This window comes from Fluctibacter halophilus, from assembly GCF_020687825.1.
Lineage (GTDB): Bacteria > Pseudomonadota > Gammaproteobacteria > Enterobacterales > Alteromonadaceae > Fluctibacter > Fluctibacter halophilus.
This window is the reverse complement of sequence record NZ_JAJEWP010000002.1, coordinates 191888-205139: the sequence shown is the minus strand read 5'-3', so window position 1 is coordinate 205139 and position 13252 is coordinate 191888. Positions and strand designations below refer to the sequence as shown.

Below are 13252 nucleotides of genomic sequence, written 5' to 3'. Positions count from 1 at the left end.
GCCATGAGTAATGTCGGCCAATTAGAACGTAAAACCCAAAATCGCGTGGTTAAGTTTTTTAAAGAACAACTTGATTACGATGACCTTGGTAATTGGGAATACCGTGAAGGTAACAGCAATATTGAAAAAGACTTGCTGACAAAATGGCTTAAAGGTCGTGGTATTTCTGATGCTCTGATTACACGTACATTACGCCAACTCGATACTGCCGCAGCCCTTGGCGAAGGTAAAAAACTCTTCGATGCAAACAAAGATGTTTATCGCCTTCTGCGCTATGGCGTAAAAGAAAAAGAAGGTGCAGGTGAACTAAACCAAACCGTTTGGCTAATTGACTGGAAAAAACCAGAAGCTAATGACTTTGCCATTGCTGAAGAAGTCACTGTTAAAGGTGAATTGAAAAAACGCCCTGATATAGTGATTTATGTTAATGGCATCGCACTTGGTGTCATTGAATTAAAGCGCTCTTCGGTGTCAGTAAGTGAGGGTATTCGCCAAAACTTAGACAATCAGAAAAAAGCCTTTATCCGTAACTTCTTTACCACTATGCAGCTCGTAATGGCGGGTAACGATACTCAAGGTGTCCGCTACGGCACCATTGAAACGTCTGAAAAATACTACCTTGAATGGAAAGAATGCACAGGTAAAGAAAACCCCAACCCACTACCAGCAGGCGATATAAAAACAGAGAACTTACTCGACACTCATATCGCACAATTATGTGATAAAAGGCGATTCCTACAACTGATTCACGACTTTATAGTTTTTGATGCTGGGGTAAAGAAAACATGCCGACACAACCAATACTTCGGCATCCAAGCGGCACAGAAACACGTTCAAACGCACGATGATGGCATTATCTGGCACACGCAAGGTTCAGGCAAAAGCTTAACTATGGTTTGGCTTGCCAAGTGGATACGCGAAAATGTGACAGATTCACGAGTGCTAATTGTTACTGACCGAACCGAATTAGACGAACAAATAGAAAAAGTATTTTCTGGTGTTGATGAAGAGATATATCGCACAAAAAGCGGACGGGATTTGGTTGCCACGCTTAATCAACCCAATCCTTGGTTATTCTGTTCACTCGTGCATAAGTTTGGTCGAAATGGCGAAGCAGTTACGGAAGAAGACGATGACGAAGCAACAAAAGACTACCTTGAAGCATTGACCAAAAACCTACCAAGTGACTTCGCTGCGAAGGGTAACTTATTTGTGTTTGTCGATGAATGTCATCGAACTCAATCGGGCAAGCTGCACGAAGCAATGAAGGCAATTTTACCTGAAGCCATGTTTATTGGCTTTACAGGTACGCCACTGATGAAAAAGGACAAAAAGAAGTCCTTAGAAGTCTTTGGTCCATATATTCACACCTACAAATTTGACGAAGCGGTAAGTGACGGTGTTGTTCTCGATCTGCGTTATGAAGCAAGAGATATTGATCAGCACTTAACCTCAGAGAAAAAAGTAGACCAATGGTTTGAAGCTAAAACTAAAGGCTTATCTAACCTTGCTAAGATGCAACTCAAACAAAAATGGGGCACCATGCAAAAAGTGCTTTCTAGCAAATCTCGTTTAGAGCAAATTGTTAGCGACATTTTAATGGATATGGAAATCAAACCTGCGCTGATGTCCGGTAGAGGCAACGCCATGCTTGTGTGCGCTAGCGTCCATCAAGCATGTGTTGTTTATGATTTGTTCAGTAAGACTGACCTTGCAGGAAAGTGTGCAGTAGTAACCAGTTATCAGCCAGTCGCAGGCGCTATAAAAGGCGAAGAATCTGGTGAGGGGTTAACTGAAAAGCTGTTTAAGTATGACACCTATCGCAAGATGTTAGCTGAGTATTTTGAGCAAAGCGAAGAAGAAGCTGCTAAGCGTGTTGAAGAGTTCGAAAAAGCCGTTAAGAAACGTTTTATTGAAGAACCGGGGCAAATGCGCCTGCTGATCGTTGTAGATAAGCTACTCACTGGCTTCGATGCGCCTTCTGCCACTTATCTTTATATCGATAAAAAAATGGCTGATCACAACCTCTTTCAAACCATTTGTCGAGTAAACCGACTTGATGGGGAGGACAAGGAATACGGCTACATTATCGACTACAAAGATCTGTTCCGTTCTTTAGACAAAGCTATCAAAGACTACACTGCCGAAGCGTTTGATGGTTATGACCAAGATGATGTAGCTGGCTTGTTGAAAGATCGTTTGCAGGAGTCAAAATCAGATTTAGTAACCGCATTGGAAGCAGTCAGAGCGTTATGTGAGCCTGTCAAAGCGCCGAGAGATACTAAAGATTTTATCCATTATTTTTGTGGTGAATCTGGTGTTGAACTAAAGGATGAAAATGAGCGCACTGAAAAAGAGGCATTGCGTTTAACTCTATATCAATCAGTCGCTAAACTGATTCGTGCATACACTAACCTTGCAAATGAAATGGAGCAAGCTGGTTACACCTTTGAAGAAGCTGAGAATATTAAGAAAGAAGTCGCGTACTTCGAAAAGGTTCGTGACGAAGTAAAACTTGCCAGTGGCGACTTACTCGAAATGAAACGTTTTGAGCCTGCCATGCGTCATCTATTGGACATGTATATTCGAGCTGATGACAGTGAGTTACTGATGGATTTTGAAGAGTTAGGCTTAATCGATTTAGTTGTAAACAACAATGGTAAAGGCTTAGAAGATTTACCTGAAGGCTTACGTGATAATGAAGACGCAATGGCAGAAGCCATTGAAAATAACGTCAGAAAAACTATTGTTGATGAAAACCCAGTAAACCCTAAATACTTTGACAGCATGGCAACGTTGCTCGATGAGATCATTAAGCAGCGAAGAGAACAGGCTATTAGCTATCAAGAGTATCTGGAGCAAATTAGAGCACTAGCAAAGAAAGTAGTAAATCCAACAGAAAATACTACTCAAAACTATCCTGCGTCTGTTGATACACCAGCCAAACAAGCAATTTACGATAACTTCGGTAACGATGAGGTACTTACAACTAAAATTGATACCGCAGTTCGTTATACCAAGAAAGCTGATTGGCTTGGTGATCGGTTTAAAGAACGTGAGATAGCCAATGCAGTGCGAGAGGAAGCGGCAGGTTATGACATTAATATTGTTGATGTTATGGATCTAATTAAAGCTCAGAAGGAATACCATTAGTGCGCCATACTAAAAGCAATGCTCAGAGCGTTGAAGTAGTTCGCATTGGTGACATTGATGTAGAGCTAAATCGCAGAGCCATTAAAAACATCCACTTAAGCGTACTACCGCCCAACGGCAAAGTACGCTTGTCTATCCCCAACGATACAAGTGAGCAAAAAATCAGGCTAGCTATTGTTAACAAACTTGCATGGATTAAGAAACAGCAAGCTGATTTTGCAGGGCAAGAACGCCAATCAATTCGTGAAATGGTGAATGGTGAATGCCATTATCTCTGGGGTAAGAAATACCGATTAAAGCTTGTTGAGCCTCAAGGCAAGTACACGGTTACCGCAAAAGGAAATGGTAGTTTAGTACTAGCAGTTTCAGAAAATACGTCAGCCGACAATAAACTCAAACTGCTTAACCGTTTCTATCGAGATGAAATGCAACGCTCACTTGAAAAAATGTTACCTTTATGGGAAAAAAAACTAGGTGTAAATGCTGGCTCTCTCAATATCAAAAAGATGAAAACCAAATGGGGAAGCTGCAATATTCAAGCTAAGCGCATCTGGCTAAACCTCGAACTTGCTAAGAAACCACCAGAATGCATGGAGTTCATCCTTGCCCATGAATTAGTTCATTTACTAGAGCGCCACCACAATGACAGATTCCGCTCTCTCATGGACAAGCATATGCCTAATTGGCGTGAACGCAGAGACTTGCTTAATAGCTTGCCTTTGGCTTACGAAGGTTGGAGTTATTAATCAGCTTTTACGCTTGTAGTTCCCTTAAAGCCTCATCGAGCAAGTTAGTAAAATCCTCATTCTCTAGAACTAATACATGATCAATTTGATCCATGAGTTCTTTAAACCTATTTAGCACCGAAGGTTCTTTTTTATCCATGAACCCGTTAAATAATACAGACCTCATCAAGACTTGATAAGAAGGCTTAAGAACATCAACTTCTTTAAAATTCCTTATATTCCGAAGCGCAATTTCTAGACAATACCTTTTAAACTTATCGTCAACTTTATCAGTTTCGATTATTTGCCAAATAATCTGCCCGACTGACAATATTGCACTTTTTAATATAGAGCCATTATCGTGCTGTAAACTTATATGGTTGAAACGGATAGCTTCACAACCATCAACATTTTGAAACTCTTCAATCCAATCAAAATTTATATCAATTAGTCTATATAGATAATAGTGATATGGAGTAGGCCATTCTCGGTCTAAATCAACATCAGGAGTTGGGGCAAGTTTTTCGATAATGCACTTTGAAAACGATGGGAAATAATATAACCACATATGCCAATTTAATTTTTGGTGCATTGCCTCAAGAATCATTACTTCAAAGAAATGAAAACCACACTCAATAATGCTGCTTTGTCTTTCTGTTTCATCAAAACTACCAAACGAGCTATTGCTTCTTTGAACGATATGCTCATCTTCAGCCAGAAGTAATCTAATTTTGTCTCCAACTGGTTTATAAACACCTAGCTTTTCACTAACAGTTACATCTGAAAACAAATAATGAGCCAAAGGATAATGCTGTGGAATATCGAAACGATTGCCCATTCTTATAGTTTGAATGTTAGCCATTTCGTAATAAAACTGGCTACCTTTGTTTTCCATCAGCGCAGAGATAAATAAAGTCAAAAATTGTTCTTTTATCGAGAAGTTTTGTCGGAGTAACTTAATACCAAATTTAGGTTTCGAAATGGCAATATAACTGACAAGTTCATCTGATGTTAATGTCTGATTTACAATTGCTCTGGCATCATCATTGTTATCTTCAACTAATTTAAATAATGATGTTAAATGATTATCTAACAGGTGCACCACCTCATCATACTTCTTTTCAAACAAGAGCCTTTCAACTAGATCTGAAAACTTCGTGATGTTTTTCAGGTTCACCTTAGCAATTTTTAGTCGAATTACTATAAACGCGGTTAAGAGTAAGAAAACTAAATAGGTAGCGCTCTTTTCATCGAAGCCCCAACGCCAATGACCCAGAGGTAGTAAAAGATTAAATTCTTTTAGGATTGGAGCGAAGGCAATGTAATGTACAAATAGAAGTGAGAATGTTATCACGCTCTTGTCGAGCCAGTTTATTTTGAATGAAATACTTAGCTTGGTTTGCGGTTTGAGTAAAGATATAACCGCAACACCTAAACCTAGTATTGCTAAAAGTATGCTGAAATCCATTTGTCTTAATTCTTATATTTAAAAGTTCAATATAGCGGATTCAGAATCGTGAATCCAAAATGCAACCACAAAAAAGCGGATCATTAAGATCCGCTTTTCAATTTTCTCTTTAAACTGAATTAACCAACTTAATTACATGACCGCAACAGATGTCTACTCTTCCATATACGTCTCAATCGACGGGCAGGAGCAGATCAGGTTGCGGTCGCCGTATACGTCGTCGATACGGTTAACGCTGGGCCAGAACTTGTTGCGGCGCACTGCTTCTACCGGATACGCGGCGGTGTTGCGATCGTAGCTGCGGTTCCAGTCGGCGTCGCAGATGTCGGCCAGGGTGTGGGGGGCGTTGTGCAGCGGGTTGTCGGTGGCATCCCACTCGCCGCTTTCCACTTTGGCCATCTCTTCACGGATGCAGATCATGGCTTCGCAGAAGCGATCCAGCTCGGCCTTGCTCTCGGACTCGGTGGGCTCGATCATCAGCGTACCGGCTACCGGGAAGCTCATGGTCGGGGCGTGGAAACCGTAGTCGTTGAGGCGCTTGGCCACGTCCAGTTCGGTCACACCGGAGGCTTCCTTGAGCGGACGCAGGTCGATGATGCACTCGTGGGCCACACGGCCGTTACGGCCTTTGTACAGCACATCGAAGTGACCTTCGAGTTTCTTGGCCACGTAGTTGGCGTTCAGAATGGCCACTTCGGTGGCTTTCTTCAGGCCTTCGCTGCCCATCATCTTGATGTACATGTAGCTGATCGGCAGGATTGACGCACTGCCCCACGGCGCCGCAGACACCGCCCCTTCGTCTTTACCGGCAGTCTCCACGTTCACCACCGCGTGATTGGGCAGGAACGGTGCCAGGTGGCTTTTCACACCGATAGGGCCCATGCCGGGGCCGCCACCGCCGTGAGGGATACAGAAAGTCTTGTGCAGGTTCAGGTGGGATACGTCAGAGCCGATGTGGCCCGGCGAGGTAATGCCCACCTGGGCGTTCATGTTGGCACCGTCGAGGTACACCTGCCCGCCGTGGCTGTGCACGATGTCACAGATTTCACGGATGGTTTCTTCGTACACCCCGTGGGTGGACGGATAGGTCACCATGATGCACGACAAACGGTCAGACACTTCTTCGGCCTTCTTGCGCAGGTCGTTCAGATCCACGTTACCGTTCTTGTCACAGGCAACCACCACCACGTTCAGGCTGACCATCTGTGCCGACGCCGGGTTGGTACCGTGGGCAGAGCTTGGGATCAGACACACGTCGCGGTGACCTTCGCCACGGCTCTCGTGATAACGCTTGATGGCGATAAGGCCGGCGTACTCACCCTGGGCACCGGAGTTGGGTTGCATCGACAGCGCGTCGTAACCGGTGACGTTGAGCAACCAGTCGCTCAGCTCGCCGATCATCTGCTGATAACCTGCGGCCTGTTCAACCGGCGCGAAGGGGTGCAGTTTGCCAAACTCAGGCCAGGTCACCGGGATCATCTCGGCGGTGGCGTTGAGTTTCATGGTGCACGAGCCCAGTGAAATCATCGAGTGGTTGAGGGCCAAATCCTTGTCTTCCAGGGATTTGATGTAACGCAGCATCTCGGTTTCGCTGTGGTACTGGTTAAACACCTCGTGGGTCAGGATGTCGCTGGTACGGTTCAATTCGGCCGGAATCGACGGCGTACCGCTGGCCACCAGTTGCTGATCCAGCGCATCGATATTAACACCGTGGTTGTCACCCAGCAGCACGCTGAACAGGCTGTTCAGATCATCGCGGTTGGTGGTTTCATCCAGGCTGATCCCCACAGCACCATCGAGGTCACGACGCAGGTTCAGACCGGCATCGGCAGCACGCTTCAGGACTGCAGCTTTGTCGTCCACCTTGACGGTCAGGGTGTCAAAATAGTGCTCGTGGGCCAGTGCAAGACCTGCCCCTTTGACGCCCGCGGCCAGAATGTCGGTCATGCGGTGAATGCGGGTGGCAATGGTCTTCAGGCCTTGCGGGCCGTGGTACACGGCATAGAAGCTGGCCATGTTAGCCAGCAGCACCTGTGCGGTACAGATGTTGGAGTTGGCCTTCTCACGGCGGATGTGTTGTTCACGGGTTTGCAGCGCCATGCGCAGGGCCGGACGACCACGGGTGTCTTTGGACACACCGATGATACGGCCGGGCAAGGAGCGCTTGTAAGCGTCACGGGTGGCGAAAAACGCCGCGTGTGGGCCACCGTAGCCCATGGGTACGCCGAAACGCTGGGCGCTGCCCAGTACCACGTCGGCACCCATTTCACCGGGTGATTTCAACAGCACCAGGCTCATGATGTCGGCCGCGACCGCAACCACCGCCTTGGTGTCTTTGATCGCAGCGATAAGGTCGGTCAGGTCGCGCACTTCGCCGGTGGTACCGGGGTATTGCAGCAACGCACCGAAGATGTCGTGATTGACGGCGTCATCCGCCTTGCCGGTGATGATGTCAAAACCGAACTGCTCGGCACGGGTTTTCACCACGTCGAGGGTTTGCGGGTGCACATCGTCGGCGACGAAAAAGGCGTTGGCTTTCTTGTTCTTTGACACACGCTTGGCCAGACCCATGGCTTCGGCCGCAGCAGTGGCTTCATCCAGCAACGACGCCGAGGCCAGCTCCAGACCGGTCAGGTCGATGGTCACCTGCTGGAAGTTCAGCAGCGCTTCCAGACGGCCCTGGGCGATTTCCGGCTGGTACGGGGTGTACGCGGTGTACCAACCCGGGTTTTCCAGCACGTTACGCAGAATGACGTTGGGCGTGTGGGTATCGCTGTAGCCCATACCGATGAACGAACGGTTGATCACGTTCTTCTCGGCCACTGCCTTCAGGTACGCCAGTGCGTCGGCTTCGGTCTGGCTCTCGCCGATGTTGAGGCCTTCGGGCAGGCGAATGCCCTGGGGCACGGTTTGTTCAATCAGGTCATCCAGTGACGTTGCGCCCACGGCTTCCAGCATGGCGTTCATTTCGTCTTGACCCGGGCCGATGTGGCGACGGATAAAGTCTTGCTTCTGTTCCAGTTGGGACAGGGAATAATTCGCGTGTGACATAGGGTATCAAGCCTGCAATCTGTCTGTAGGGAATGTGTCCTTGTTAAGGACAAAAAAGGGGCAGCCGTGCGCTACCCCTGCTGATCTTCAATCAGTCTTCGTCGATGCTGTTTTCGTAGCCTTCGGCGTCCAGCAGGTTATCCACTTCGCTGGGATCGTCGGCTTTGATTTTGAACATCCAGCCGTCGCCGAACGCATCGGAGTTGACCAGCTCAGGGCTGTCTTCCAGATCTTCGTTCACGGCAACGATTTCACCGCCGATTGGCGCGTACACATCAGAGGCGGCTTTGACCGACTCGGCCACGGCCACGTCGTCACCGGCGCTGACGTTATCGCCCACGTCCGGCAATTCAACAAACACCATGTCGCCCAGCAATTCCTGTGCGTGCTCGGTGATCCCTACGGTGAAAACACCGTCACCTTCGGGGCGAACCCATTCGTGAGTAGACGCGTAACGCAGATCAGTTGGGATGTTGCTCATAGTCTTTCCTACCTTTAAAACCTTATTGGGTCAGCGCACCGACCCGCTTTCTAATGGGTTGCGGGCCGGCACAAAGGCCGACCCGCAATGGTGTTGTTTTTACAGAACGCTTTTGCCGTTACGGACAAAGCTGGGCTTGACAATCTTTACTGTAACCCACTTTTTGCGCATTTCCACTTCGGCAGTGGCATCACTGGTGGCCGGGATGCGCGCCATGGCAATACTGTGGCCCAGGGTTGGTGAGAAGGTACCCGAGGTGATCACACCTTCGCCTTCGCTGACCTTGACTTTCAGGCCGCTGCGCAGCACGCCTTTTTCGGTCATCACCAGCCCGACCAGCTTGTCGGTGCCCGACGCTTTCTGGGTCTCCAGTGCCTTGCGACCGACGAAATCACGCTCGGCCGGCTCCCAGGTGATGGTCCAGCCCATGTTGGCCGCCAAGGGCGAAATGGTTTCGTCCATGTCCTGACCGTACAGGTTCATGCCCGCTTCCAGGCGCAGGGTATCCCGTGCGCCCAGGCCACAGGGACGCACACCGGCGTCGAGCAGCTTCTGCCAGAAATCACCGGCCTGATCGGCAGGTACCATGATTTCGTAGCCCGCTTCACCGGTGTAGCCGGTGGTGGCGATGAACAGGTCTTCGGCCTGCACGCCGAAAAACGGCTTCATGCCGGCAACGGCTTCCTGCTGCGCGGCAGAGAACAGGCTGTTGGCCTTTTCTTTGGCGTTGGGGCCCTGCACCGCAATCATGGCGAATTCAGGACGCTCGGTGATGGTCACGTCAAAGCCGTCGGCCTTGCCCATCAACCAGTTCATGTCTTTTTCGCGGGTCGCGGAGTTAACCACCAGACGGTAATTCTCGGCGTCGAAGTGATACACGATGAGGTCGTCGACCACGCCGCCGGTTTCGTTCAGCATGCCGCTGTACAGGGCTTTGCCTTTGTCCTGCAGCTTGGCCACGTCGTTGGCCAGCAGGTAACGCAGGTAATCTTTAGCCTGGGCACCGGTCACATCCACGATGGTCATGTGCGACACGTCAAACATGCCCGCATCCTGGCGCACCGCGTGATGCTCTTCAATCTGGGAGCCGTAATTGATTGGCATTTCCCAGCCGTGGAAGTCGACCATCTTGGCGCCGGCTTCGATGTGCTTGGCATGCAATACCGTTTTGTTGGTCATGCGTAGGGTCTCGGTAGTGTTATAAAAGTGGCCAAAGTATAGAAAGGCGCCCCGGCAGGCTCAAATTGGAAATGTTTATACTTACATTTACTTTTTAAATGTATTAAATTCTAACCATCAGGTTAACTAATCATTTCATAAGGCCCGTGCGTGAAACAGTTGTCTCTGGATGCCCTGCGCACCCTGGTCACCGTGGTGGACGTGGGCGGCTTTGCCCGCGCCGGTGAATTGCTCGGCCGCTCCCAACCGGCGATCAGTCTGCAGCTCAAGCGCCTGGAAGATCAGCTCGGCCGCAAACTGTTCAACAAGGTCGGCCAGCGTCAGGTGATCAACCCGGACGGCGAGGCGGTGTACCGGCAGGCCAAATCCATGCTGGCGATCAACGACGACCTGTTCCGCCAGTTCGAACAATCCTCCCTGCGCGGTCGGTTGCGCCTGGGGATTCCCAGTGAGTTTGCTTCCACCTTGTTGCCCAGTGTGGTGGGCGAGTTCAGTCAGCTGTACCCCGACGTATCGTTGGAAGTGACCTCGGCGCTGAGCCGTAACCTGCTGCACGACGACACCCGCGACCAGTTCGACCTTATTCTGGCCCTGGCGCCGCCCAACCAGCCCACCAAGGGCGAGGTGGTGCTGGAAGACAAGCTGGTGTGGGTGGGCGACAAACGTCAGGCCCTGCCCGACAGCCAGGTCTCCCTGGTGCTGGCGCCCCACGGCTGTGTGTACCGCTCCAAGGTGATTGAACAGCTCAAGCAGCAAACCACCGCCTGGCGCATCACCTACACCAATGCCGATCTGTACGGCCTGATTGCGGCCATCCGTCAGGGTCTGGGCGTCACCGCACTGGCCCGCTCCAGTGTGCCGCCGGAGCTGGACCTCATTCGCCACCGTAACCTGCCGGATCTCGGCCACGTGAACATCTGCCTGTTTAATCAGGATACCCAACACCCGGAGGTCAGCCGCACGCTGGCCGATTACATCAAAGGACGACTTGCACGATGATCCCCCTGAACATGCCTGTACTGGAAACCCCGCGCCTGATCCTGCGCCCCTTCACCGAAGACGATGCGCCGGCCCTGCATGAGGTAAACCGCCTGCCCGAAGTGATGCGTTTCATTGCACCGGTGGAGCAGTCGGTGGACGACACCCTCGCCTACCTGAAACAAGGGCCGTTAGCGGATTACGCGAAATACGGCTACGGCCGTCATGCCCTGATCGACAAAGCCAGCGGCACCCTGATTGGCTTTTGCGGGCTAAAGTACCTGCCGGATCTGGACGATGTGGACATCGGCTATCGCATGTTGCCCGAGTATTGGGGACAGGGGCTGGCCACCGAAGCCAGTGAAGTGCTGATGGACTATGCCAGAAACACCCTCGGCCTGACGCGGGTGATCGCCCTGGCGCTGCCGGATAACCACGGCTCCATCGCGGTGATGAAGAAGCTCGGTCTGGTGTACGAAGGCACGGTGGAATACCTGAATGATATCTGCGCCCTGTACGCCTGGAATGCTAGCGACGACTAGCCCGTCTGCACATCCGGGCAGTCTGTCGAGTGTCACTGGGATTTTGCCCGACAGTGTATTAGGCTGGCCACAAACGATAAAACGGAACCGACCATGAAACTGTTACGTACCCTGCTACTGCTCAGCCTGACCTCTACCCTGGTGCTGGCCAAACCCGGCGCTAAAGCGCCCGACCGTGCAAGCGATGAGGGCCAGGGCCCCTATTCCCGCCTGATCCTGCGCGGCGTTACCGTGATCAGCGGCGAAGGTGCACCGCCTCAAGGCCCGATGGACATCGTGATTGAAAACGACACCATCACCCGCATGGTCAGTGTCGGCCACCCGGATGTCCCCATTCTGCCCGACGGTCGCCCTGACGCCGGCCCCGGCGATACCGAGCTGGATCTGACCGGTAAATACGTGCTGCCCGGCTTTATCGACATGCACGGCCATATCGGCGGCTCGGCCGATGACATCCCGGCCGAATACGTGTTCAAGCTGTGGCTCGGCCACGGCATCACCACCGTGCGCGAGCCCGGCAGCTTCAATGGGCTTGACTGGGTGATGGATCACGTCAAGCGCAGCAACAAAAACACCATTGTGGCACCGCGCATCGTTCCCTACCTGGGCTTTGGCATGGGCAGCGACGACCCTATCGCCACCCCCGAGCAGGCACGTAAATGGATAAAACAGGCCGCCCGACAGGGGGCCAAAGGCGTGAAGTTTTTCGGTGCGCGACCGGCGATCATGGCCGCCGCGCTGGATGAAGCCAAGAAGCAGGGCCTGGGCACCATGATGCACCACGCCCAGCTTAACGTGATGGGCACCAATGCGCTGGACTCCGCCCGCCAGGGACTGACCACCATGGAACACTGGTACGGCTTACCTGAAGCCCTGTTTGAGGACAAGGTGCTGCAACACTACCCGGCCAACTACAACTACAACAACGAATACCACCGTTTCAGTGAAGCCGGCCGTTTGTGGTTGCAGGCCGCCGAACCGGGCAGTGATAAATGGAACGCAGTGCGAGACGAGCTGATTGGGCTGGATTTTACCATCGACCCCACCCTGACCATCTACGAGGCCAGCCGCGATTTGATGCGCGAGCGCCATGCACCGTGGCACAAAGAATATACCCTGCCTACCCTGTGGGATTTCTTTACCCCGAGTCGCTATGCCCACGGCTCGTACTGGTTTGACTGGACCACTGCCGATGAAATCGCCTGGAAACACAATTTCCAGCGCTGGATGACCTTCCTGAATGACTATAAAAACCACGGCGGCCGTGTCACCACCGGCTCCGACAGTGGCTATATCTACAAGATCTACGGCTTTGGCTATATCCGTGAGTTGGAGCTGTTACAGGAAGCCGGCTTTACGCCGCTGGAAGTGATCCAGGCGGCGACCTTAAACGGCGCCGAAGCATTGGGCATGCAAGACAGCATCGGCTCGCTGGCGGTGGGTAAGAAAGCCGACATGGTGGTGCTGGGCCACAACCCGTTGCAGAACTTCAAGGTGTTGTACGGCATCGGCCACTACCGCCTGAATGACGACAACCAGCCGGTGCGTGTCGGTGGCGTAGAGTACACCCTCAAAGACGGCATCGTGTACGACGCCAAGGCCCTGCTTGAGGACGTACGGGCAATTGTCGATGCCGCCAAGGCGTACGACTGAAGCCACTTGCGCTGACAAATAA

Annotated in this window: 9 protein-coding genes; 5 read left to right on the top strand and 4 right to left on the bottom strand. The window is 51.0% G+C overall.

All coding sequences use genetic code 11. The features are described from left to right. Window positions 1-3: 3 nt before the first annotated feature. Both LJ739_RS09655 and LJ739_RS09650 read left to right on the top strand, forming a co-directional pair. Window positions 4-3153: a type I restriction endonuclease subunit R gene (locus LJ739_RS09655; RefSeq protein ID WP_229159917.1), complete on the top strand. Its 3150-nt coding sequence runs from the start codon at window positions 4-6 to the stop codon at window positions 3151-3153. Further along, window positions 3153-3899, top strand: a complete 747-nt coding sequence (locus tag LJ739_RS09650; RefSeq protein ID WP_229159915.1) for a M48 family metallopeptidase — start codon at window positions 3153-3155, stop codon at window positions 3897-3899. Before LJ739_RS09655 ends, LJ739_RS09650 begins: the two co-directional genes overlap by 1 nt. 7 nt (window positions 3900-3906) lie before the next feature. On the opposite strand, the gene LJ739_RS09645 is transcribed toward LJ739_RS09650, so the two are convergent. The 4 genes from LJ739_RS09645 to gcvT all read right to left on the bottom strand — a co-directional run bounded on the left by LJ739_RS09645 (window position 3907) and on the right by gcvT (window position 10057). Beyond that, window positions 3907-5346: a hypothetical protein gene (locus tag LJ739_RS09645; protein ID WP_229159913.1), complete on the bottom strand. Its 1440-nt coding sequence runs from the start codon at window positions 5344-5346 to the stop codon at window positions 3907-3909. 153 nt (window positions 5347-5499) lie between these two features. Next, on the bottom strand, window positions 5500-8397 hold the full coding sequence (gene gcvP / locus LJ739_RS09640) for an aminomethyl-transferring glycine dehydrogenase (RefSeq protein ID WP_229159911.1): 2898 nt from the start codon (window positions 8395-8397) through the stop codon (window positions 5500-5502). A gap of 91 nt (window positions 8398-8488) precedes the next feature. Then, window positions 8489-8878 carry a glycine cleavage system protein GcvH gene (gcvH, locus tag LJ739_RS09635; RefSeq protein ID WP_229159903.1) on the bottom strand — a complete coding sequence of 130 codons (390 nt, stop codon included), beginning with the start codon at window positions 8876-8878 and terminating at the stop codon, window positions 8489-8491. 99 nt (window positions 8879-8977) lie between these two features. Further along, window positions 8978-10057, bottom strand: a complete 1080-nt coding sequence (gene gcvT, locus LJ739_RS09630) for a glycine cleavage system aminomethyltransferase GcvT (RefSeq protein WP_229159901.1) — start codon at window positions 10055-10057, stop codon at window positions 8978-8980. Window positions 10058-10207: 150 nt separating this feature from the next. Here gcvT and LJ739_RS09625 point away from each other — a divergent pair, with 150 nt between their 5' ends. The 3 genes from LJ739_RS09625 (at window position 10208) to LJ739_RS09615 (ending at window position 13230) form a co-directional block, all read left to right on the top strand. Further along, complete coding sequence (locus tag LJ739_RS09625) at window positions 10208-11056, top strand: LysR family transcriptional regulator (RefSeq protein WP_229159899.1); 849 nt, start codon at window positions 10208-10210, stop codon at window positions 11054-11056. Then, a complete protein-coding gene (locus tag LJ739_RS09620) occupies window positions 11053-11577 on the top strand; it encodes a GNAT family N-acetyltransferase (RefSeq protein WP_229159898.1) in 525 nt (174 codons plus the stop codon). The genes LJ739_RS09625 and LJ739_RS09620 overlap by 4 nt, the downstream gene beginning before the upstream one ends. Before the next feature lie 93 nt (window positions 11578-11670). Next, window positions 11671-13230, top strand: coding sequence for an amidohydrolase family protein (locus LJ739_RS09615; RefSeq protein WP_229159896.1), 1560 nt, complete (start codon window positions 11671-11673; stop codon window positions 13228-13230). The last annotated feature ends 22 nt before the right edge of the window (window positions 13231-13252 follow it).